Origin of the sequence: Peribacillus sp. NPDC006672 (assembly GCF_050274955.1) — a bacterium.
Classification (GTDB): domain Bacteria; phylum Bacillota; class Bacilli; order Bacillales; family DSM-1321; genus Peribacillus.
On the sequence record NZ_JBNNOR010000022.1, the window covers coordinates 1 to 23,430 of the forward strand.

The following is a 23,430-nucleotide window of genomic DNA, read 5'->3' on the forward strand; positions in this document are numbered from 1 at the left end:
TATTTGAAGATTTTTGAAACTTTGTACTTTTAGGTAATTTTTAAAACTAATAGGCTTCATTTCTTAAACGAGAAGGGAGAATGTCTTTTGAGCTTGAAACATGAGAAACATATGAGGTCAGAAATAGCTGAAAAAACTTATTTGACTAAAGGATGGGGCTATGTTGCAGCTCTTGCACTGTTGCCGTATGCAATTTTAAAATCGCTTTGGGCATGGGGATCAACGGTAGGACTTACAACAAAACAAGCTGTACAAGATGTAGCAGGGCTTGGTGATACATTAAAAGAAGGATCTGCTTTTCTAAATACGTTATATACCATCGGAATAGACTTCACAGCTATCTTGGCGATACTGGCATCTTTATTTGCTTTAGCTCTCGTGACTTCCTGGGGGGAGAAACTACCAAAATGGTTATTAATCATATCAGGATGGTCAGTTGGGGTGTTGACAGTTCTAATTAGCTTCTTGACAGCTCTTCAATTTTTAGGAGTGCTTCCAAAAGGATACGCCGAAGGATTAGCCATTTGGGTGTATGTGGTAACGTACGGAGGATTATTCTTGTGGGGAGTAACTGTATTTATTGCGACTCTGTCGTTCCAGCATCGGATTAAAAACAAATAGTCTCATAAAAAAAGTATTTTAGGCAATAATCTACTTCGAGTGCTTATCTTGAATATCCTTTCAGTGTTGGTGTTCCGGGACAATTTTCAACAATCGGGCGCGATTCTTGAATAAGGTTAGCTTGTCTTAATAAACTAACGGGGCAGGTTAGTGGGATAAGTTGGATGATAGTCCACCTCTCTTTGTAAACCAATTTACTTCCATTTTCGGAATGTAAATGGCAAAAGAACCATATAAAATTATGGAAGGAGGAGAGTCATAAAATGCAGATAATGAACAATTATTTTCGTGCGCGTGCGAGTATGGTGTACATGATGACCAATAATGAAGTAATGAATCAAATCATTGCCTTTTACAAGGACATGAATGGATTGCTCACCTTTATGGCTTCCTATCCGACCTACGGAAAAGGTACGGGGACAAAGGAAGTCTCAACCGCATTGCGGAACGATGGAATCGATCCTCTTCAGTCTCAAGGCTCTTTAACTTTGTCCAGTGATGGTCGTTTCCTTTTTGCAGTTAATGCAGGCAGTAATAGTATCAGCAGTTTTATGGTAACTGAAAATGGGCGTCTTATCTTTGCGGACGTAAAACTATCGGGAGGCGCCCAACCCAATAGCATCGGTGTATTCGGGAACCTTCTTTATGTCTCCAATGTAGGTGATGCCGCCAATCATTTTGCATCGAATATTTCGGGTTTTTATATAGAAGAAAACGGGCATCTCCTTCCTATTCCAGGATCTAATCGCTCTCTAAGCACCATTAATGCACAACCCGCGCAAGTCCTCTTCACTCCGAACGGAAGTAAAATTATTATACCTGAACTTACTACAAACCATCTCAGCATATTTAATGTTAACAAAAATGGTACAGTGACAGGACCAATGATTAACGAATCTAATGGCAATATGCCTTTTGGCTCTTATTTTCTTTCCTCAGGGTTGCTTTTAGTTACGGAAGTAGGTTCTAATGCGCTTTCTTCCTATTCCTTAAGTGACAATGGAATCCTTCATGTAATTAGTGGCTCTATACCGACCGGACAAAAGGCCACTTGCTGGGTGACAGCATCAAAAAATGAACGTTTTGCATATGCGACCAATACCTTTAGCGGTACAATAACCATTTATCGAATTAGCGGAAGCGGTGCCTTAACGGTAGCCGGGCATAATTCCAGTACGCCAGCAGGTACACCAACCGGTTTACCTATGAATATTGAAGTCAGTCAAGATGGGCGATATCTCTATACGCTTAACGGAAATCAGGGTACAGTGTCAGTATTTAATATCCAAGATGATGGTAGTCTAGTAAGATTACAGGTTGCTGCCTGGACTAACTTTCCTTACTTTGGGTCGCAAGGTTTAGCTGTTCTTTGATTCTATTAGGTTCACCATACTGGGAGGAAAAGAATATACAGGAGTTTCTAAAAACAAGGCTGCCGACACATTGGTGGCTTTTGTTATGAGGCAACATAATTGCAAGCAAGATTGTGAAGAAATGTACTTAAACTAACGGGTGCGTTAGTTCATTAAGGTTCACAAAATGATCAATCCTTTATAAAAACTAACTCCACCTAAAAACCAAACCCACTTATTTTGATCAATCTTTTTTCAAAATGAGTGGGTTTTTACTATATATAAAATCAACGTTTGCAGCATACTTTTCATCAATCTTTATTCCAAGTCAACAATAGATAACCCTAGTCCCGTTCCTTTTTTATTTCTTGCGTATCTCCTGTATAAACCCTATCAAAGATTCTCTCTACATCTTGTTCTGTCATTACATCTGTTTTATTACGAATAGTAAAGTCAATGGAGGATGATTCTTCCTTTAGCTTTCCGCCGACTCGGCTAGCTAGTTAGATTTCAACCGAGTAAAAATCATGGTTATCATTCCGAACTCCATTTTATCGACAAATTGACGCAGTGCTCACACTGCACCTTGTTGACCTTCAGTCAATGGTGATCTCCCTTCACCATCTTCCTTTCCATATCGTATATATAGCCCAATTTTCTATGATTGATCATCTCCTTGGGGGTTATATCCCACGGAAACATAGGATCATTTAAGTTATGGCTGAATGGTCCACCTCTTCTTGGGAGATATTTCTCCTCCCGGTGCCGGATTTTCCACATTGCCCATATCCGATCGACATTGGCATGGTGTAAAAAGAAGACTGGATCGTTAGGCGAAACAGGTACAGAACCCATATGTCCCCCGACCCAGCCATGCACTAGATTATGAAGGTTCGGTCCATCGACAAATCCTTCAAGCTGATTTCGGAAACTTGGATTGCTTTCGGAATTCCACGGTGGTGCATCAAAAGGGGTGACTTTCAATACGTTTTGAACGTCTTGTTTCGTTGGCAGGTTTGCAACTTGTTCACTAGATCTGAAGTTCCGTTTCAATCCCCCTGAAGGTTTCCCCTCCTCATCAAGAACTTCCCAGCCCCCAGCGGCAAAAGGTCCTGAATCGACAAGGTTGTTTTTCCTTTTATTCCCGTTTCCGCCCATAAAATCGCTATCCCAGATTGGGGATGAAGCTGGATCCTCCAATTCTGAATCCGCTGCCCAATCCCAGTAGGGAATGGTCACACTGGGGTCAATGGATTGAAGATCGCGTTCGAACAGCCATAGGAAATAGCGATGCCAAGGCAAGAACGCCGGCCCACTATGAGCTGCATTTCGCTGATCACCATGGCTTCCATGGATATTGTCATTGTCAGCCCCAGTCCGCTCCCCATGATCATTATGACTGCGGGTCGATGCTAATGGATCGTTCCCTGCTTCCGGGCGCTTAACGGGAGGGGTTTGAAATCTCCCTGCAGCAGCATGCCACGCTACGTACCGATTATATATCCCTTTTTCTTTTAAGACCAAAACAGCATGGATATATTTCCTTTTTTCCTGTTCAGAAAGATGAAGTGCATTTTTTCTAATGTTATATTCAGCAGTCATGACTTGCCCTCTTTTCCCAATGTTTAATTAAACTAAAAACCTTGGGATATATTAAGTCATCACTGCTGCAAACGTTACGGGACATTTGCGGATATTAGTCTAAATTGGGCATGTCCTTGGAAAAACTTTTTACCTTGAGTAAGTTCAAAAAGTATGTATAATGAAAGGTAATTGCATATCTCAAAGGTTTTCTAGGGTTCCGCAGTGCGTCTTATTGCTGGTCTGGTCCGAGAGAAAACTCACAGCATGCTGTGTCACGGAAGGATAAAAGCCTGGGAGAAACTGTTTAACAGTTATCTCTTGGGCTTTTTTTGTTTTATTGGTAAAGAATAAAATCGGAGGTGTGATAATTCATGAGCACAAACTGGATTAAAGTATTCATTGCAGCTTTTTTTGAAGTATTTTGGGTGATTGGCTTAAAACATGCAGATGACTTTTGGACTTGGTCTGGAACGGTCATTTCGATCATCATCAGTTTTTACTTGATGATAATGGCTGGCAGGAAGCTTCCTGTCGGAACGGTATATGCCGTTTTTGTCGGTATGGGGACAGCCGGTACCGTTTTTTCAGAAATTATTTTCTTTGGAGAATCCTTCAAGCTGAGCAAAACGCTATTGATCCTCCTTTTATTATCAGGTGTGGTCGGCTTGAAGCTAGTGACTGATGATAAGGCTGAGAAAGGGGAGGAAGCATAATGGCTTGGGTCTCTTTAATCTTAGCGGGGCTATTTGAAATGTTTGGGGTTGCGATGATAAATAAATTGCACAAAGACCGTAATTGGCAATCCTTGCTGCTGTTATTCATCGGATTTGGAGCAAGTTTCCTTTTTCTTGCTTACGCCATGCAAACCTTGCCGATGGGGACGGCTTATGCTATCTGGACAGGAATCGGCGCATCAGGTGGGGCGATAATCGGGATGCTCTTATATGGGGAATCCAAAGATTGGCGAAGGGTCGTTTTTATCGCCATGGTCCTAGGTGCAGCAGTGGGATTAAAACTTGTTTCATAGGAATGAGTGGAGGTGATTTTACTTTTGTCTGTAGAAATTCGGAATATGACACCGCATTACCTATAAAAGCATAGAAAAATAAAGACGGCACAATTTAGATATATCCATTTATGTGTCGTCTTTACTTATTTATTTTCTTGTGTGAAGTCATTTTATAAAAATTGACCAGCATCCATCTCAGTGGAGTCTTTCCCCTTAACCTGCTTTAGCGTAGCTACTATAAGAAAGCTAACAATCACTAATAACAGCCACGAACTTACCTTTCCTAGATGAACGAGACTCCATGCTTCGGTTTGGTTTGGGTATTCCCAAGCTCTAAAGAACGTTGCGATATTTTCGGCTATCCAGATAAAAAATCCGATGAGTACAAAAGAAAGGGCGAGTGGCATACGATAACGAGTTCCACCAACCTCGTATATGACCAATGATCGCCAAAAGACGATGATAACAAGTCCGGATAACCACCAACGAACATCAATCCAATAATGGTGTGTGAAAAAATTCAAATAAATCGCAGCGGCAAGAGGTACAACGACCAAAAACGGTGGCCACTTAACCAGTTCAACCTTTAACCTCCTCCACGCCTGGCAAAGATAACTCGCTACACTTGCGTACATGAATCCACTATATAATGGCACTCCGAAAATTTTGAAATATCCTTCCTCTGGATAAGTCCAGGAGCCCATATGTACCTTGAAAAGTTCAAGAGCAAGTCCAATAAGGTGAAATAATGTGATAACCTTTAGCTCATCCCTTGTTTCAAGCCCGGAACGCACCATCCACCATTGCATCAGAAGACAAATGATGAGCAGCCAGTCATACCGTGGCATGAAGGGGAGCGGAATGAATTTTGTAAAAGCCAAAGAGGCAAAAATAACGACAGGAAACAAACATGATAGGGCCTGCTCCCAACCAAACCGAACGAGTTGTTTTAGTGCTCGCATGATATGTACCTCCACTTTCGAATGGTTAAATTCATGAGTAACTCCCCTTTTATGAAATCTTTCTTTTCCCTTCAACTATTAATCTTCGGTGTTTTCATCGTTTCGGTATTCTAAAATGTCTCCAGGTTGACAATCTAAAGCCTTACAAATCGCTTCTAAAGTTGATAATCGAATCGCTTTTGCCTTGCCGTTTTTCAATATGGAAAGGTTAGCCATTGTTATTCCAACCCTCTCAGAAAGCTCTGTAACACTCATTTTCCTTTTAGCCAGCATCACATCAATATTGATTATAATTGCCATGTTATTCACCTCAGACTATTAAGTCATTTTCTGATTTTATATCGATGGCTTCTTGTAAAAGCTTTTGAAGAACAGCAGCAAAGACTGCAATCACCATTGAAGCAAAAATGACGACCAATCCGATTAATATGATACCTGGGGCATCGTCCATCTCCGCCATCAGATAAAAGAGCGGCATGCCTACTACATACAAGCCACTGATTGTGATGGCACAGTTCTTTATTTTCTTTAGAGCTCTTACAGATAATTCCGAGAAAGCTTTGTTCTTGTCAATGTAGCTTAAAAGTTTAAAAGCTTGATATAGAGCAAAGTAAAATGGTATCGCCGATGCATACAAATCGATTAAAACGAGATATTTCAAATAAGCCATATCTGGATACAATTCTGCTGCAAACTTCGCTATCTTAGGCACCAAAAAGATGCACAAAGCAAGAATCGGCATTCCAATAAGAATAACAGCTATCTTTAAAAAGATCGTTGACACTTGTTTCATAAAAAGCACCTCATTTAATTTATGTCAAATTGAATTTAACACAACATTTATCGTATTACAATAAAACATTGTTGTTTTTTATTATATTATTGTTGTTAAAGAAATATCCTTTACATTTTAAAAAAACAAAAAAAGCATTCCTCACTTACAAAGAAATGCTCCATAACTTTAAACATGATTTATAATTTGCTACCCAGCAATCCAGCCCGTATCCTTTCTTCCTCGATTTTCAAGGGTTTCAATTTTTTTCGGTCGGATTAAAACATGTTTCATAGGAAAAATACATGCTTCCTAAAAATCCTCATTTTATTTCAAACCACCTACATGCTCCATTGAATTTTTGGTATGATACATGAGTTAAATAATTTAGTGAAGGTGATTTTACTTTGTCCGAAGAAATCCCAGAAGAAAAAAAGGAATATGACACTACAATCATTTATGATTACAATGACCATCCTGACATTGTTAGTGGACGGTGTGACAATTGCGGGAAGGCCCAGTTCGAGAGTTCGGTCAAGAATTATGTATATATTCGTAAGTGCAGAGAGTGCGGCATGAAGAAATCGATTTAGTGATTGGTATGGCTGGCCCATATCCCGGATATCCATGGTCCCCTCCAATATTAAAGGCCGCCAATTAGAGGGCGGCCTTCTTGGGCTGACGAGATGCTATCCCATCTTCTTTTATAGCTTTAGGATAACGGCACTGATAATATTACGTTTTTTCCTCTCTTATATCATCAGGATTTCCCTAATATCCTCTTCTGTAAGTGCAGATGATGATTTTTCCCCAGGGTCGATGATTTCTTCAATAAGGTGTCTCTTTTTCTCTTGCAGTTCATTCATTTTTTCTTCAATTGTGCCACGGGCAACAAGTTTGATGACCTGGACCACATTCTTCTGCCCCATTCGATGGGCACGGTCCGCGGCTTGTTCTTCCACTGCTGGATTCCACCAAAGGTCATATAGAATAACTGTATCGGCACCCGTCAGATTGAGACCCGTACCGCCCGCTTTCAATGAAATGAGGAATACATCCCGTTCTCCTGCATTAAACCGATTGCAGATTTCCACACGTTCCTTTGATGGAGTTTGTCCATCCAAGTAGAAAAAGGCCTGTCCTTTAATAGCCAAATCCCTGCCGATGATTTGAAGCATTTTTGTAAATTGCGAGAAAATCAGTACTCGTCTTCCAGAAAGCTTCGATTCCTCAACAATTTGCATCAGTTGCTCATATTTTGCCGAACTGCCCTTATAACCGTCCACAAACAAGGCGGGATGACAGCAAATCTGCCGGAGCCGGGTCAAGCCAGCAAGAATCCTAATCCGATTTTTCCGGAGGGTATCCTTGTCCAGGTGTTTCAATGTATCATGCCTCAGCTTCGCCAGATAGGCAGCGTACAGTTTCTTCTGATCTGGAAGCATTTCCATCGATTCCAGCGACTCGACTTTTTCCGGGAGTTCCTCAAGCACATCCTCTTTCATTCTCCGCAGCAAAAATGGCCGGATCCTCCGGGAAATCTTCTTCCTTGAGAGGTTACTATACTCCTTTAACCCCATGAATAGTTCAGGGAATACTACGTGGAAAAGGGACCAAAGTTCTTCTAGTGAATTCTCGATAGGTGTACCAGTTAACGCGAAGCGATGTGCCGCTTTTATTTTCTTTGCTGCTCGTGCCGTTTGTGTCCCTGGGTTCTTAAAGGCCTGTGCCTCATCGAAAAACACCGTATGGAAGTCCTCTTTTTCAAACCACGTGATGTCCTTCCGGAGCAATGGATAAGAGGTGATCACTACATCCACGTCCATTAATTCCTTTAACAGCTTCGACCTTTCCTTTTTGTGGCCATCCACGACGACGGCTTGTATTTCAGGGGCGAATTTAGTGAATTCGCTCAGCCAATTGTAGGTTAATGATGAAGGGCAGACAATAAGCGCAGGGACCCTTTTCTTACGGATGTCAGGCAGCTCCGATAAAATGAACGTGATGCTTTGCAGTGTTTTTCCCAGTCCCATATCATCAGCCAGAATCCCGCCAAATCCGTATTGGGCAAGTATTTTCATCCATTTGTAGCCGTTTTTTTGATAATCGCGCAAGATCGGTCCTAGACTAATTGGCACCACGAACTCCAAGGCACTCGGGTTCCTGATGTTATCCAAAAATTGACGGAATGATTCCTCCATTGTGAATGTCTTGCTGTCATTAACGGAATCAAGGAGCTGCAGCCCTTTTACGATTGGCATATTCAGACTGTTTTCCAGGTCTTCATTCTGTACGGGAAGTGCATTCAGAAACCGATTGATTTCCTCGAACTCCCTTGTTTCAAGGGAAAGCAGCGATCCATTTCTTAAACGATAGTACTTCCTTTTCTCTTCAAGCGCTGCTAAGACCTCACGTATTTGTTTATCGGGGATCGCATCCATTTCAAATTTGAATTCCAGCCAATCGGTCCGTTCTTTTTTGATTTTCACCCTAATGCGGGGTGCAGCATTCCCACGGGAAATCCGGTTTCTTACAGCTGTCGTGGCATAGATTTGTACCAGCTTTTGAAGTTTTGGAACGATGTGGTATAAAAACTCATACTCCAACTCTTCATTATGTAAGAAATAGCCTCCGTCAGTCTCGGCAAACAGGCTTTCCTCCATAAGCTTTAGTATCTCCGCCTCCTTATCCACATCCCTTATAAGCATGGCGACTGCCTTGGATTCCTGTTTTTCCAATGGGTTGATTACGATATTTTCATAGTGGAATTCAAGCCCCGCAAGCAGCCTGTTTTTCACTCGATCCAAGTATAGCTTAGCAACCAGTGGTGTCTTCAAAAACAGTTCGGTGATGGACCTTGCTATATGGACTTCACCAAGTCTTTTCAAACCTGGTACCACTTTGTCCAGAAATAATTCCAGTTGGTCATGATGGATTGGAATTCGATTCATTCCAGAATCCTCGAGCATTTGCTTCAATTCTGAAAGGCGTTGGCAATCTTCTTTTTCGAGCTGAACCAAATTCCCTTCAAATAGAACCGTTTTGTATGCATTCATCACGATCATCTCATTCAAACCTTTAATATTCAGTTGATAATCTTTGCCCTCGCTTTGGGTAAAATCAAACTGTAAAGGAAGCGGTTCGCCGGATAAACGAAGACCATCAAATGTATGGCCTCCATATGCAAGCTTCACCAATGGCGCCCTGCCAAGGATGGGGACAAGCCTTTGAAAGGAAGATGGAGGCAGAAGTAATAAGTGATCGTCCATTGTATATTCAAATTTGTCCGTAAGGGCATCAACATAAACCTTTTCATCCGATATCACCGTAATAAGCTCCTGAAGCACTGAATCCGTTTCCTTATGAAAACAATGCAGTTCCGGGTCATATTTAAAAGAAAGGGTCAATTGGGCAGTTTTTCCTTCTTTTACCCGTTTCAGGAAATCCCGGACATTCAACAAATTGAAAGAACCGATTTTCATTTCCATTCCTAACATATATTGTCCAGTAACTATCCTTACAGGTTTACACGTAAACTCTGCATCAAGCAATTGCCTGTTTTCAAAGTGAAGCTGATGACCGCTTTTGCGTACAGGCTGATTATTGAATAGGGTCAGCAAGCCCTCAGACAACTTCTTATTGGCTGAAATATCAGAACGAGATACATTTAGGCCATCAGGGATCGTTCCATCTCGCTGGTGATCGCAAACCGCCAGCAGAACAGCTGCAATATGCTGACAATCCCTTTGGTAGGAAGCTAACGATGGACAACTGCATTTAGTCTGAAAACCACCGACAGAATCCACTTCAATCGAGACATGGAAATCTTCCATTCCTTTAACCGTTGCTTCACAACCATCAGGACGGTAACTTTCAAATGTCACTTTATTGGCACGATGAAAAGCTTCCCCTCTTTTGAAGGAGACGGCCCCGCACATGTCTTTTATGATTTTTTGATTTAATTTGATATCCAAATTGCCGTCCTCCCTCCTGAGGTTTTTTTGTTAATTGATTTTACATTCCGCTGAAAAATAAAGCTCATTTAATCATCATACTATGAAATGGGTATACGAGGTTGCAAAAAAGCAAAAAGACAAACTCCCTCATTCAAATCAAGATTTGAAAAGTGGAGTTCATCTTTACTTCAGCAACGGGAATTGCAACTTTATTGTTGCCCTTTGACTTTATTGCCTTTCTTTTTTTTTCGATAAATGAAGCTGAACAATAAGGACACAAGAAGAACAAGAAATAGGATTAGTTCAGCCGGGTCTTTCACCAAAAAAGGGTTCAAGGCATGCTTAATTGAATTATCCAAATCATATCCTAAAAGAATATCCATACCTAAAGAAAAGGCCACTAATGGAATCAGCATCAAAACCGTAATACCGAAGATTTTCATTTTTCATCTATTCCCCTTTTAGGAACTTATTTTGGTGCTGGCCTTGCTTCTTTTTCGATTCTTAAAAAAGGCAATTATCAAGAGAAGCATTGGGATGATCACTTGAAATGGGAGGTGGATATATATCGGAACGGCGTCTAATCCTTCTTGGATATGTTCCGAATAGTTGCTTGCCATTATAATGGAAATCAGTAAAATGACAAAGCCGATCGGATAAGCAAGTCTGGAGGGCTGTTTAACATTGAAAACATTCGCCGTACCCGTTATCGCTGCATAGGTAAATATACTTACCTTGATGAACCCGCCAATCATCAGCTTCAATAAAAAATAAACATCGAGGCGTTCGAGAAAGCCAGCGATCTCAATGGACTGAATGAGTGTAAGCAGAGGATATTGCGAACGAGTTGTAAGATCCACTCCAAGTACCGCTACGTTCATAGCCATTGTAAACGCGAGAAAAATACCGCCTGTAACCAAACCCCCTATCCCAATTTTTTTCAGTCGCTGAGGTTCGTTTAAATAAGGAAAAATCATAAAAAAGACAATGATTTCGCCAAATGGAAAGTATATGGTTTCAGTAAAGGCCATTTTCATCATCTCCGCCCCACTGATTTCGAAAACGGGCTTTAAGTTGTTTAAATGGATCATGCCTGAAACGACTATCAGAAAAACGAATGTCAGGAAAAGTAAATTCTCCAAGACAAAAAATATTTCACCCGTCCTTGCAATTACCTCTATCCCTTTACGAACCGTAAATACCGCTACCAAAATGAATGTTGCATTAGCAAAAAATAATGGAACGTGAGGATAGGCAAAAGTAAGCAGTGTCTCCCCGAAATCCCTCAACACCCTTGCAGCGAGATAAACGAAATAAAGAATGTATAAAAAGGCTACTATCCTTCCTAAGAAGTTCCCCAATATATTTCTTACAAAATCAGTTAACAGCTGATCAGGGTAGTATTGAAAAAGGCCATAATAAACGAAAAATAATAAAAAACCGCCTATCATCGCAATAAGAATGACTAGCCAAGCACCCTGTTTAGCATCTCCTGCAAGAGGAACCAATAGAGCACTGCCCATTTCAAACAGGAAAATAAGGACGAACAGCTGATAGCCGCTAATTTTTGCCTTTTCCATGAGGATGCCACTTCCTTCCCATTATTGATCACCCTTTTTAATATTTGAAAGATACGGCTTATTACGTAATCCTGTACGGCGAATGAAAGTCTCTACCTGCACCTGTGCCTCCAGCTTAGGAAAAGTAACATCGTCCCAATCCTTTTCTAACTTCTTCCATACTTTTGGATGGGATTCATGCATGATTTCACCAAATCCAAAAATATCGGATTTATTTTTTTGGGCACGAACGATTGCACCTTCCGTCTCCTTTTTTAAATCTTTTGCCAATTTCTTTTCAATGTCTATCAGAACGTGCGGATTGCCAAGGTTCACAGGAACATTCGCTTCGCGAATATCTCCTTCTGCACGGACTTTTATAAAGACCTTTGGTTTACCATTTTCCATTTTTATCGAAACATTGGTTTTTTGGCGAATCACTTGATAGGTTATTGCGTCTTTTTTGCCCTTCCAATCAATGTTCAGGTTTGTATGTTCAATCCTATCCATTACCCACATTGAGCCTTTTGCCATGTCACCATCCAGCCAGTCAACCAATTTTCCATCTTTAAAAACACCTATACCAGCTGCTTTTGGGTTTGCCTTAATATCCGAAGACTGGGTATTCTCCATTTTGTCCTCTTTCCCTTTCTGACCGTTCACGGTAAAACCACTTATTATCGGTTCTTTTCCGGTACTTACAAGATTCTTGATCACTTCTTGAAGATTGATATTGACACTTCCGCCCTGCTGTTTTTCCGTAGATTCAATTGTCTTGATGATTTTTTCAGCTGTTACTTTATCGATTGCCGTCAGCGTTTCGACTATATCCCTTGCTTTTACACCACGAGCAATCACGATCCTCGTAGTCGCCCTAAATTCCGGGGAACGTTCAAAGGCATCAAAAACCGCGTTGATGCCCTCTTCTTTTGCTATTTCCTCACTTATGACAATCAGGTTTGCATGGGCAAAATACATATCCCTTGAAATTTTGGTTGAAGCAACAATATCCATTTCCAATATATTATCTCCGCTGGCCCTATAAATGGAGATGGGTGGATTTGTCCCGCCGCCCCCTTGAAGAGCTCCCGCAACATTGCTTGGATTAATGATTTGAAACGTTGCCACTAATTTTCCTTCTTTATTTTTATCGACTCCCACTGCCGAAACGATGGCCATTTCGTTTAACTCTTTTTTATCCCAACAGCCGGAGGTGAATGTAGTGCCGATCAACATCAAGAGCAGGACTAATCGTTTACGATTCATTGCCTTCACCTTTTTTCTGGTCAGAAGTTTTCATTCCACGCGATTCAGGAGGCAGAGGTCTTTGATTATCGCCTTCCCTTATCAGATTATTTTGGTTGGTTACTAATTTGGGCCTCTCTTTAAACGCCCACATCGGTCTTCTGAAAAATGTGTCGCCTAACCCTTCCGGATTCAGAGGGGCCAGCGGTGTCATATAAGGAACTCCAAGTGAACGAAGGCTGCATAAATGGACAATAAGGACGATAAAGGCTAAAATCATGCCATAAAAACCTAAAACACCGGCACAAATAATAAATCCAAAACGCACTATACGGGCGGAAATGGCTATTGCATAAGATGGGGTAGCAAAACTGGCAATCGCCGTGATCGAAACGATAATGACCATTGCCGGCGATACGATGCCAGCCTGGACTGCCGCCTGCCCAATCACCAATGCCCCTACAATGGACATGGTCGAACCGACAGCCTTTGGCATCCGAAGGCTTGCTTCCCTTAATATTTCAAAGGTCATTTCCATGAGAAGCGCTTCAATGACGGCCGGCAAAGGAACCGTTTCCCTTTGGGCCGCAACGATGATCAGCAACTTCGTTGGGATCATTTCCTGATGAAAAGTCGTGGCTGCAACATAGACAGCAGGCCCGACTATAGAGATTATAAAAACGATGATCCGTAAAAAGCGTGTGGCTGAAGCAATATCGAAGCGATTATAGTAATCTTCGACAGATTGGAAAAACTGGACGAATAAGGCCGGTGCCACCAAGACAAAAGGCGTTCCATTAACGAATATAGCCACTCTTCCTTCCAGTAGGTTCCCTGCGACCATATCCGGCCGTTCTGTATGATTAAGGGTTGGGAATGGCGTCATGACCTGGTCTTCTATCAATTGCTCAATATATCCTGATTCAAGAATGCTATCGATGTTAATTCGGTTTAAGCGCTTCTTGACCTCTTCGACGATCCCTTCCTTGGCAATCCCATTTATATACATGATGGAAACATCCGTTTTTGTCACCGTGCCTATTTTCATCGACTCTATCCATAAATCTGGGGTATTGATGATGCGGCGTAACATGGCGATGTTCGTTCCATTCGATTCCGTGAACCCTTCTCTTGATCCCCTGACAGTCAAATGCGTGCTTGGTTCCTGAATCGAGCGCCGTTCTCCCCCTTTTGTACTGGCAACCAAAGCTATGTTTATACCATCAACAAAAATGATGCTATCCCCTGATAATAATGACAAAAATAATTTTTCCCATTCCTTTACGGTTTCTACACCACCGAGGGAAATCACGTCTTCAGAGATTACATCCAATGCTTCTTGTGGAAGTATTTTTTCTGATAGATGAGGGTTTTTCATGATAGATTCAATTAAAAAGTCCGTAACGCTTGGATTATCAATCAGACCCTGCACATACAAAATAGTCGTTTTTATCTCCGGATTTTGACCTATTTTCAACGTTCGGATAATAATGTCCGGACTGTTTCCCGTCTTATTCTTCACGATTTCCAGATTGGCCGAAATGGAACTTTCAATATAATCAGGTGTTTTACTTTTAGATTGACCTTCATCTTCCTTTTTCTTTTCATGTTGCTTCATTTGTCTTTTTTGTTTGAAAAAAGAAGCCATAGCACCGAACCTCATTCCTTTTTCGTTTCACTCATTTTGTCCAAAGCACATTCCCTTTATTCTGAGTTCCACCTTCTTCCTCACACATGAAAAAGGCTGTCGCAATGACAGCCTTTGGCGGTTATATTCAGTTATGTAATGAAAGCGCCGTTTTCGTTTGGCCCAATCAACTACACTTAAGATTATTTCCCTTTGCCTTTATTCCTTCTAAAAATCAAAACAACGAAAAGAATCAATAGCAAGGCCAATATTGCATAAACGATGCTTGAATAAATGTCCATATACCCTACAATATCTTCCCACGAAGATCCAACGGCCGCCCCGATATTCACCAAGATGACGTTCCAAATTAACGTACCGGATGTAGTGTATAGCAGAAAGAGCCAAAAGCTCATATGGGACATGCCTGCAGGAATCGAGATCAAGCTTCTGATCAGCGGAACGAGTCTACAGAAAAACACGGTCCAGGCCCCGTACTTATCAAACCATGAATTCGCCTTATGGACGTCCGATACCGTTAACCGAAAAATATGCCCCCATCTATCCACGAACTTTTCAATTATTTTCACATCAAGAAGTAAACCGATCCCATAAAGGACGACCGCTCCTGCCACTGACCCTAGTGTCGATGCGATCACGACACCGATAATTGTCATATTCGCCGTCGTCGTCATGAAACCGCCAAAAGTCAGAATGACCTCTGACGGGATCGGCGGGAAAATATTTTCCAATGCTATTAATAGAAAGATTCCTATATACCCAAAATCATTCATGAAATCCGTAATCCAGTTTTCCATTTAATCGCTCCTAACTGTTTTGAGTCAACAGCTGACACTGTTCCCTCCGGCTGCTAATCTTGTCCCGTTATTTCTTTGTTCTTCCGTCGGTCTTGATACCTTTGGAAAAACCAAATGGAACTCGCAATCCAAAAACCACCCGCCAAATATCCAGCAATGATATCACTAGGATAATGGACTCCCAAGTATATTCGGCTTATACCTATTGAGAGGATCATCGCCATGCTGAACAGAATCAATAGAACCCTTGCCCACTTAGCGGTAATATGACGCCATAGCAGGAATGTGAGAATACTGTATAAAGAGAATGCATTCATGGCATGTCCACTAGGGAAACTGTACCCTCCTATATCGATGAGTCGATGTAAATCGGGCCGGGCGCGTTGAAAGAAAAGCTTAACCATCAAATTGAGAAGAGGTGAACCAATTATGACAGCACTGAATAAAATTAGTTCCAAGCGATGCTTTAAAACCTTATATAAGAAAAACAATATGAACAAAGAAAGGATGATCAAGGCACTGGTTGAACCTATGTAAGTAAAGAACTTCATGATGCTCGTTAGTAAGGGCGATTCCAATCCCTGTACTAAGGAAATCACGTCTTCATCAAATTTCAGGTATTCATTTGCACGTATGGTAAATGCAATGAAACTGAACCCTATTAAAGAAATTACACTTACTATAAAGGCAATGGTTAATTGTTGCTTTAATTTCATAATAACATCCTTTCACTTTTGAAACCGTTTCAAATGGAATATCTATTTTATCCTAACCTTCTTCATTACAGGCAGAATGTAAAGGCTTCATCGCCCGCAAACCTCTCCAAGAGGACATGCCGGAGCACAAATCCATCTACTTTTTCATACTACCCTATTCATCATTATCACCTCAACTTCAGGTTACTTTAGATTCATACATTTACATGTATCGTTACATCTTCGGTTTCGTTTCTTTTCATCCAGGGTCTCGCTTACCAGTTTGTTTACAAATCACGTTATCCTAATTATCGATTATAGTATAATCAAAATATACATATTATGTATTTTCATTCTCAAACCAAATGAAAAAAGAAGCATGAATGGAGAAATGATTTAGCGGATGAATTGATGGAAAGTTTAAAAATGAGGGGAATGAACTCTGCTGAGGTTCAGGGGCAGACCTAGGTTTTGGATCTGGGGTTCTGGGCAGGCCTTTATATAATAAAGGCGCAAGGTGATTGGTGTTGAACCATCAAAAGAATGGATCGAAAAAGCACAGGCAAGATTATCCTATCTTGGGAACCACAATAAATTATGAAAATGGTGAGTTAAAAGTGAAAGTCTTCAAGTTGCTGTTAGTGTTGATAGCCATTGTATGCATCACAATGAGTGCTTAATATACTTCAACCCGAATCATAAATCTACTCAGTCTTTATTTTTGATCACAGCAGTTATTTTGTTGTTATTACTATGATATTGGTGCTCCAAAGGTCCAGAAGTAAATAAAACTGCTAAATCTCCAAGGTTTTGAGTCTAGGTAGTTACAGCCTTTAGACTAGCCCCGATAACTAACTGGTATACTCCAAATAGAACCATTAATACGAAAATAGCAATCGATAATCAGGGACAATGAAGTATATACCCGCTAGACAAACTAGGACTATTACACACCTTAAATTGAAGGCTTTTTTTAAGTCATTTATCAAAGAAATCCATTCACCATTTATGCCATGCGGTCCTGCTAAAACGAAAAAAACCTTATGCAGGTTAGTGCACAAGGTTTTTCGTTTTTTAAGTACGGCGTGCCTTAAGCGGCAGTGATGTCAAAGTTTGCCCGGTGGCTGAATCGGTAAGATTCTCTTCTAACTGGAACGATGGCACTGCTTCAATATGCTTGAATTTCTTCAGGAAGGTAGTAAGCGCAATCTTTGCTTCCAGCCTCGCTAGCGGAGCTCCCAGGCAGAAATGAGGACCATTTCCGAATGTTAGATGTTTCTTATTATTAGGGCGGTGGATATTTAGGGTGAATGCGTCTTCAAACATCTCTTCGTCCAAATTAGCTGCACTCATCCAAACAACCACGTTTTCCCCTTTTTTCAATTCCACTCCCAATAGATCGTTATCTTCCTGTACGGTGCGATCTAATTTAATAAGATGGAATCGAAAACGGAGCATTTCTTCGACCGCCTGCGGAACCAAATCCAGGTTTTCATGTAATTCCCGATAAACTTCAACGTCATCATATAGCAGGGAATAGAAGGTATTGGCCAGTAAATGACTTGTTGTCTCGACCCCTGCTCCTAAAATCAGCATGGTCATGCGGACAACCTCATCATCCGTAAACATTTCCCCATCCACTTCCGCCTTCAAGAGATCTGAGATGATATCATCTGCCGGGTTTAATCGTTTTTGCACAACAATCGGATATAAATACTGATAGTATTCTTTTGCTGCCACTTGCTTCAATTCATTTACTTCTTCTTGTTTTTCTTTATCAAAAGGAAGGAATAAGATATCCACCCATTTCTTGAACAGTAAACGATCTTTTGAGGGAACACCCATTAAATCTGACATCACAATGGTCGGAAGCGGGCTCGCCAATGATTGTACTATATCGATTTCCGTTTCCCCTTCCATTTGTCCGATCAATTCATCCGCAATTTCCTGAATGCGAGGTTCCCAGTTTTGAAGACTTCTAGGTGTGAATGCTGCGGCCAACAGTGAACGTCGTTTTCTATGCACAGGTGGATCACTTTCAGTTATTTTGATCTTTTCAGGGATTGAGCCTTCATCACTATCCGTTCCAACCGATATGGTAGTCCGTTTCCGAACACTCGAAAAATGTTTATAATCACTGAGAACACGCTTAACATCTTCATATTTAAAAACGTTCCACGTAGCCGTTCCTTCGTGATAACTCACGGGGTCATTTTCTAACATCCGTTTACACCAAGCGTACGGACTAAATTCCTCCGCACGTGTTTTAAACCTAGTAAATTCTTTTATTGCAATAACTTCTTTCATGATACCGACTCCTCCCACTTCTCAAAGATACATAACAAAAGGTTCGAATGTTCAGTATTCTTAAGTCTCAGTCGATTTGTTATAGGGTCGAGCATTCCTGATTGACTTTTTACCATTTACCTTAAACATGAATCTATTCCATTATAGGGTAAAACACCGCAACAGACCATGCATCTTCCATACCAGCACCCTCACATGAAATTTGCCCCACAATCCCAACACCCCTATGTAAAACTGCTTATTTTGACAATTCCCTTTCTTTTTCTATTTTTTTATGTCTCTTAATTGATACTTATAATCCAATCCTCTTTTTCAAATTCGGAGAAAGTGCTTTTGACTAAGTTATTTCAGTATAGATTATTTTTATCATTGCCGAGTTCGTAAATTCTGAACGTTGATTGGAATGCAGGGCACCCGCTTTCAGCGGGCGGTCTTTGCGCCTGTTGGGGTCTCCCTTTGACACACTTTCCCCGCATTTATATGGATGAAACCATTACTAGGTTGAAGAAATTTGCGACACTCCTGCCGAAACTGCTAGCCGAGACCCCGGAGGCGCTTGCGGAAAAGGAGCGAATTTCTGAAATCAACTGGAATTTTTTAAAAAGAAAAAAACTGCAGGCAAACTCGATTTTCATCGAGCTTGCCTGCAGTTGGAACGGCTGTATGATGCAGCCATCAATTTTTGCCTCTTTTAATCAGTTCATGTAAATCATCCATTTTCTTTTCCATGATATCCAGCCTGGTTTTACGGTGCTTGATGGAACGGAAAAGGGATACGGCGCCAACTATGATCAGGATTAGAAATACAAGGCAAAACAATTGGTATATCAGATCAGCAATATTAAAACTACTCACTATGTAATCCCCCTAAAATGGCATTCTCAGTATTCTATTATACACCAGGTAAAATTAACAGTTTAACCTTTTTAAGGAGAATCGAGAATAAAAAAACCGATAGCCATTTGCTATCGGTTGATTTTTCAAACCTCTATTTGTTGTTCGTCATCTTGAGGCACAATCAATTCATTATAAAATGCAGCCATTGTTGTTCCTGCATAAGGAATCAACCATAGTAAGCCAATTCCTATAGTGAACATGCAAAGGATGCCCCAACCAATGAAGCTTAGGTGCATAAGGAAATACTTCCATTTCAAGCCTTTCATTCTTTTTCTGCTTTCTGTAATGGCTTCAAGCACGGTGTATTCTGGATGATCCTTTAATAAGAAAAACACCTGCGAATAGGCGAAGCTTTTGATGATACCGGGAATGATTAATAATAATGACCATAAAAAAATGAAAATACCTTGTAAGATGGATGCCCCAATAAGCTTGAAAGAAGTTTTTCCATCTTTATAGATAGCGAATACTTCTGGAATATCAGGGTTTCCTTCCCTAACCAAATTCAGGTAGAACCAAGTGACTGAAATGGTTAGCGGGATTAAGGCAATGGAAAAGACCATGCTGAAGATATCAGACCATAACGTCGTTTCTTCCTGCATGAACCATTGTGAAAACCCACCGCTTCCGATCACATCGACAATTAAAGGTAAAATGAAATTGATCAAGAACAAGAGCAACATAAGCGAAACTGCTACTCCCCATTTACCTCCCAACGAATGAAGGGCTTTCCTTTTTAATTCTGTGATTCTCATACTCTGATTAACTCCCCTTTTTTAAACGGCAGAATTCTGAACATTCACCATTTCATTGTAAATATCAATGAATTCAGAAAAACCACTATTTAATTGATGTCTAAATCTCACTTTGTATTTTAACATAATATTCCTAGCTATGGGCTTAAATTCCTAGAAAGCACTCACGGATAAAGAAAAACGGCTTAACCGGTTTCGAGCAACCATGATCACCTCCCCTTAGGGCCATTAAATGGTACTTGGCTTGTTTGTATAACAGTTTATGAAAGGGAATATGGCAATATGCCCTTCCAAATGAAAAATACTTTCGCGAAACCATACCATGTTAAGGTGTATGGTCAGCGAAGGCGCTTTTATTTATCTTGGTTAAAAGTTTTTTCTTTATACAGTTCTTTTTTCCTTCCTGGCTTTGTCATCACCATTTATTTGATCACAACAAAAAAAGAGTATCCCAAAGCAGAAATCGCTTCCGCCTTGGAACACCCTCTTTCCTATAATCAATCAGAGCCTGTTATAACAAAATCGTCTTGGAGCAAAGCTAAAGGAAGCTTTCTATTTATAGGATCCCCTGCCGAGACATTAATTTCAGTAATATGACCACTTGCACCAATTGAAACATCCATCAATTTCCCATCTTTCGTTTTCACTAAAAAGAGCCTCTCCCATTCATAAACATAGGAATTCTTTTGAACGTAAACTTGTTCGATGGTACCATCCTGAGCACACTCGATGGTATGAATCGGTTTTAACACGGAATCACTCCTCCACTCTCCATTATTAGACTAAAGCTTAAACCCAGCCACGGAATATCGAGGCTTCTGCCATTTTTCTGACACCCACCATATATGCAGCCAGCCTCATATTCACTTTTCTAGTCTCGGACATTTCATATACTTGATTAAATGAGTTGACCAATAACGCTTTTAATTTGGTTTGGACCTCTTCATCTTCCCAATAATAACCTTGATTATTTTGAACCCATTCAAAGTAAGAAACAGTTACACCGCCTGAACTTGCCAATACATCGGGTACGAGAAGCACATTGCGTTCCGTCAAGATCTTGGTTGCCTCTAAAGTGGTAGGTCCATTCGCTGCCTCCACGACAATTTGGGCCTTGATAAGATGTGCATTTTCTTTGGTGATTTGATTGGAAATGGCAGCAGGCACTAAAATATCACAATCTTGTTCCAGAAGCTCTTGATTGGTGATTTTATTATCGAATAGTGTCGTTACCGTTCCAAAGCTATCCCTTTTATCAAGTAAGTAATCGATATCCAGACCATCCTGGTCATAAATGGCACCATATGCGTCCGAAATCCCAATCACTTTCGCACCTGCATCGTGCATGAATTTGGCTAAAAAGCTTCCTGCATTCCCAAACCCTTGGACGATGATGCGTGCACCTTTCAATTCTATACCCTTACGCTTTGCCGCTTCCTCAATGCAGATGGTGACTCCTTGTGCAGTCGCCTTTTCCCTACCGTGTGAACCGCCCAGAACCAGTGGCTTACCTGTAATGAAACCAGGAGAATCGTGTTCTCTTATTCTACTGTATTCATCCATCATCCATGCCATGATTTGTGAATTCGTATAAACATCCGGGGCCGGAATATCTTTAGTCGGCCCAACTATTTGGCTGATCGCCCGAACATACCCACGGCTAAGTCTTTCCAATTCACCAATGGACATTTGGCGCGGATCACAGATGATGCCGCCTTTTCCTCCGCCATATGGCAGATTCACAATTCCGCATTTTAAACTCATCCACATTGAAAGTGCTTTGACTTCTTCCTCATCGACTTCGGGATGAAAACGGATTCCACCTTTTGTCGGACCAACAGCATCGTTGTGCTGGGCACGATACCCAGTGAATATCTTCGTCGTATTGTCATCCATCTTAATCGGAATCCGGACGGTCAGCATACGAAGAGGTTCCTTCAAAAGCTCGAACACTTCATCAGAATAGCCAAGCTTTTCCAGCGCCTCCTTGATTACGACCTGTGTTGATTCAAGCAAGCTGGCAGTTTCTTTTTCTTCTTTGATCGTTGTACTCAATGGAATTCACCTCATAGGGAAATTAGGATAAAACTCTTTTAATGCGTTCGATCGCCCAATCCAAATCTTCTTTTGTAATCACTAATGGCGGAGCAAAACGGATGACTGTATCATGTGTTTCTTTACATAGCAGTTTTTCTTCTTTAAGCTGCTCACAATAAGGTCTTGCAGCTTCTGTCAATTCAACCCCGATGAATAAGCCTCTACCACGGATCTCTTTAATCATTGGATTCTTGATTTCTTTTAAACTATCCATGAAATATTGTCCAAGCTCCAATGAACGTTCCGCAAGCTTCTCATCTTCAAGGACTTCCAAAGAAGCAATGGAAACCGCACATGCCAATGGATTACCGCCGAATGTAGAGCCATGGGAACCAGGATTGAATACGCCAAGGATTTCGCGGTTTGCAGCTACGCAAGAGATCGGGAAAACCCCGCCGCCTAGCGCCTTGCCTAAAATGTACATATCCGGAACTACTCCATCCCAGTCAGAGGCGAACATTTTTCCTGAACGTCCAAGTCCTGACTGAATTTCATCAGAAACGAATAGGACATTATTTTCTTTACATAATTCGTAAGCTTCTTTTAGGAATCCTTGAGGCGGAATGATGATTCCCGCTTCACCTTGAATCGGTTCGATTAAAAATCCAGCCGTTTGCGGTGTAATCGCTTCTTTCAATGCATCAAGATCGCCATAAGGGATAAGCTTGATCCCTGGTAACATCGGTCCAAAGCCTCTTCTGTACTCTTCATCGGACGACAAGGACACGGCTGCCATTGTACGGCCATGGAAATTCCCGATACAAGCAATGATTTCAGCTTGGTTTTCTGCGATTCCTTTAACATCATAACCCCAGCGTCTAACAGCCTTGATTGCTGTTTCAACGGCTTCAGCACCTGTATTCATAGGCAGCGCCATGTCTTTTTGCGTAATGCGTGAAACCATTTCATACCATGGGCCTAATTTATCACTATGGAATGCACGGGACGTCAATGTTACGCGATCAGCTTGTTTTTTTAATTCGTCGATGATTTTCGGATGCCTGTGACCTTGGTTCACTGCTGAATAGGCACTTAGCATATCCATATATTTGTTTCCTTCAGGATCTTCCACCCAAACTCCTTCTGCCTTTGAAATGACGATTGGAAGTGGATTATAATTGTTTGCACCATATTGTTCTGTTTGCTCGATTAATTTATCCGTTACTGTTGTCAT

23 protein-coding genes and 1 riboswitch are annotated in these 23,430 nt (G+C 41.0%); of the genes, 6 read left to right on the forward strand and 17 right to left on the reverse strand.

Going from position 1 to position 23,430, the window contains the following annotated elements; all coding sequences use genetic code 11:
- Positions 1 to 87 precede the first annotated feature (87 nt).
- Both ACQKKK_RS23255 and ACQKKK_RS23260 read left to right on the forward strand, forming a co-directional pair.
- Positions 88 to 621 carry a hypothetical protein gene (locus ACQKKK_RS23255; protein WP_427619440.1) on the forward strand — a complete coding sequence of 178 codons (534 nt, stop codon included), beginning with the start codon at positions 88 to 90 and terminating at the stop codon, positions 619 to 621.
- A 263-nt stretch (positions 622 to 884) separates the two neighbouring features.
- Positions 885 to 1,994: a lactonase family protein gene (locus ACQKKK_RS23260; protein WP_427619442.1), complete on the forward strand. Its 1,110-nt coding sequence runs from the start codon at positions 885 to 887 to the stop codon at positions 1,992 to 1,994.
- A 579-nt stretch (positions 1,995 to 2,573) separates the two neighbouring features.
- On the opposite strand, the gene ACQKKK_RS23265 is transcribed toward ACQKKK_RS23260, so the two are convergent.
- Positions 2,574 to 3,575, reverse strand: a complete 1,002-nt coding sequence (locus ACQKKK_RS23265; RefSeq protein WP_427619444.1) for a tyrosinase family protein — start codon at positions 3,573 to 3,575, stop codon at positions 2,574 to 2,576.
- A 180-nt stretch (positions 3,576 to 3,755) separates the two neighbouring features.
- A riboswitch (guanidine-I (ykkC/yxkD leader) is annotated at positions 3,756 to 3,856 on the forward strand.
- A 72-nt stretch (positions 3,857 to 3,928) separates the two neighbouring features.
- Between ACQKKK_RS23265 and ACQKKK_RS23270 the strand changes: the two genes are divergently transcribed.
- Together ACQKKK_RS23270 and ACQKKK_RS23275 are read left to right on the forward strand one after the other, a co-directional pair.
- A complete protein-coding gene (locus tag ACQKKK_RS23270; RefSeq protein WP_427619446.1) occupies positions 3,929 to 4,270 on the forward strand; it encodes a DMT family transporter in 342 nt (113 codons plus the stop codon).
- Positions 4,270 to 4,584 carry a DMT family transporter gene (locus ACQKKK_RS23275; protein ID WP_370016139.1) on the forward strand — a complete coding sequence of 105 codons (315 nt, stop codon included), beginning with the start codon at positions 4,270 to 4,272 and terminating at the stop codon, positions 4,582 to 4,584. Before ACQKKK_RS23270 ends, ACQKKK_RS23275 begins: the two co-directional genes overlap by 1 nt.
- A 152-nt stretch (positions 4,585 to 4,736) precedes the next feature.
- Here ACQKKK_RS23275 and ACQKKK_RS23280 read toward each other — a convergent pair whose 3' ends face one another.
- The 3 genes from ACQKKK_RS23280 to ACQKKK_RS23290 form a co-directional block, all read right to left on the reverse strand.
- Positions 4,737 to 5,528 (reverse strand): DUF817 domain-containing protein, encoded by a 792-nt coding sequence (locus ACQKKK_RS23280; RefSeq protein WP_427619448.1) that lies wholly within the window; start codon positions 5,526 to 5,528, stop codon positions 4,737 to 4,739.
- Between the two features lie 78 nt (positions 5,529 to 5,606).
- Positions 5,607 to 5,828: a helix-turn-helix domain-containing protein gene (locus ACQKKK_RS23285; RefSeq protein WP_427619450.1), complete on the reverse strand. Its 222-nt coding sequence runs from the start codon at positions 5,826 to 5,828 to the stop codon at positions 5,607 to 5,609.
- Positions 5,829 to 5,838: 10 nt separating this feature from the next.
- Entirely contained in the window at positions 5,839 to 6,321 is a 483-nt protein-coding gene (locus ACQKKK_RS23290) for a DUF2975 domain-containing protein (RefSeq protein WP_427619452.1), read from the reverse strand.
- Positions 6,322 to 6,707: 386 nt separating this feature from the next.
- Here ACQKKK_RS23290 and ACQKKK_RS23295 point away from each other — a divergent pair, with 386 nt between their 5' ends.
- The gene (locus ACQKKK_RS23295; protein WP_427619453.1) at positions 6,708 to 6,893 is read left to right on the forward strand and encodes a hypothetical protein; all 186 of its coding nucleotides are present in this window, start codon (positions 6,708 to 6,710) and stop codon (positions 6,891 to 6,893) included.
- Positions 6,894 to 7,052: 159 nt separating this feature from the next.
- Here ACQKKK_RS23295 and ACQKKK_RS23300 read toward each other — a convergent pair whose 3' ends face one another.
- From ACQKKK_RS23300 to ACQKKK_RS23335, 8 genes are all read right to left on the reverse strand, one after another.
- Positions 7,053 to 10,274 (reverse strand): SNF2 helicase associated domain-containing protein, encoded by a 3,222-nt coding sequence (locus ACQKKK_RS23300; RefSeq protein WP_427619455.1) that lies wholly within the window; start codon positions 10,272 to 10,274, stop codon positions 7,053 to 7,055.
- A 191-nt stretch (positions 10,275 to 10,465) separates the two neighbouring features.
- The gene (locus tag ACQKKK_RS23305) at positions 10,466 to 10,699 is read right to left on the reverse strand and encodes a hypothetical protein (protein ID WP_427619457.1); all 234 of its coding nucleotides are present in this window, start codon (positions 10,697 to 10,699) and stop codon (positions 10,466 to 10,468) included.
- An 18-nt stretch (positions 10,700 to 10,717) separates the two neighbouring features.
- Complete coding sequence (locus ACQKKK_RS23310; protein WP_427619459.1) at positions 10,718 to 11,836, reverse strand: GerAB/ArcD/ProY family transporter; 1,119 nt, start codon at positions 11,834 to 11,836, stop codon at positions 10,718 to 10,720.
- 21 nt (positions 11,837 to 11,857) lie between these two features.
- Positions 11,858 to 13,081: a Ger(x)C family spore germination protein gene (locus tag ACQKKK_RS23315; protein WP_427619461.1), complete on the reverse strand. Its 1,224-nt coding sequence runs from the start codon at positions 13,079 to 13,081 to the stop codon at positions 11,858 to 11,860.
- Complete coding sequence (locus ACQKKK_RS23320) at positions 13,071 to 14,708, reverse strand: spore germination protein (RefSeq protein WP_427619463.1); 1,638 nt, start codon at positions 14,706 to 14,708, stop codon at positions 13,071 to 13,073. Before ACQKKK_RS23320 ends, ACQKKK_RS23315 begins: the two co-directional genes overlap by 11 nt.
- A gap of 182 nt (positions 14,709 to 14,890) precedes the next feature.
- Complete coding sequence (locus ACQKKK_RS23325; RefSeq protein ID WP_427619465.1) at positions 14,891 to 15,505, reverse strand: DedA family protein; 615 nt, start codon at positions 15,503 to 15,505, stop codon at positions 14,891 to 14,893.
- Between the two features lie 53 nt (positions 15,506 to 15,558).
- The gene (locus ACQKKK_RS23330; RefSeq protein WP_427619467.1) at positions 15,559 to 16,221 is read right to left on the reverse strand and encodes a phosphatase PAP2 family protein; all 663 of its coding nucleotides are present in this window, start codon (positions 16,219 to 16,221) and stop codon (positions 15,559 to 15,561) included.
- Between the two features lie 1,053 nt (positions 16,222 to 17,274).
- Positions 17,275 to 18,510, reverse strand: coding sequence for a cytochrome P450 (locus ACQKKK_RS23335; RefSeq protein WP_427619544.1), 1,236 nt, complete (start codon positions 18,508 to 18,510; stop codon positions 17,275 to 17,277).
- Between the two features lie 453 nt (positions 18,511 to 18,963).
- On the opposite strand from ACQKKK_RS23335, the gene ACQKKK_RS23340 reads away from it, so the two are divergent.
- On the forward strand, positions 18,964 to 19,215 hold the full coding sequence (locus ACQKKK_RS23340) for a hypothetical protein (protein WP_427619469.1): 252 nt from the start codon (positions 18,964 to 18,966) through the stop codon (positions 19,213 to 19,215).
- Here ACQKKK_RS23340 and ACQKKK_RS23345 read toward each other — a convergent pair.
- The 5 genes from ACQKKK_RS23345 to ACQKKK_RS23365 form a co-directional block, all read right to left on the reverse strand.
- Positions 19,183 to 19,362 (reverse strand): hypothetical protein, encoded by a 180-nt coding sequence (locus tag ACQKKK_RS23345; RefSeq protein WP_427619470.1) that lies wholly within the window; start codon positions 19,360 to 19,362, stop codon positions 19,183 to 19,185. The genes ACQKKK_RS23340 and ACQKKK_RS23345 overlap by 33 nt on opposite strands.
- A gap of 125 nt (positions 19,363 to 19,487) precedes the next feature.
- Positions 19,488 to 20,159, reverse strand: a complete 672-nt coding sequence (locus ACQKKK_RS23350; protein ID WP_427619472.1) for a DUF975 family protein — start codon at positions 20,157 to 20,159, stop codon at positions 19,488 to 19,490.
- Between the two features lie 497 nt (positions 20,160 to 20,656).
- The gene (locus ACQKKK_RS23355; RefSeq protein ID WP_427619474.1) at positions 20,657 to 20,911 is read right to left on the reverse strand and encodes a hypothetical protein; all 255 of its coding nucleotides are present in this window, start codon (positions 20,909 to 20,911) and stop codon (positions 20,657 to 20,659) included.
- 37 nt (positions 20,912 to 20,948) lie between these two features.
- On the reverse strand, positions 20,949 to 22,214 hold the full coding sequence (locus ACQKKK_RS23360; RefSeq protein ID WP_427619475.1) for a Glu/Leu/Phe/Val family dehydrogenase: 1,266 nt from the start codon (positions 22,212 to 22,214) through the stop codon (positions 20,949 to 20,951).
- Between the two features lie 22 nt (positions 22,215 to 22,236).
- Entirely contained in the window at positions 22,237 to 23,430 is a 1,194-nt protein-coding gene (locus ACQKKK_RS23365; RefSeq protein ID WP_427619477.1) for an ornithine--oxo-acid transaminase, read from the reverse strand.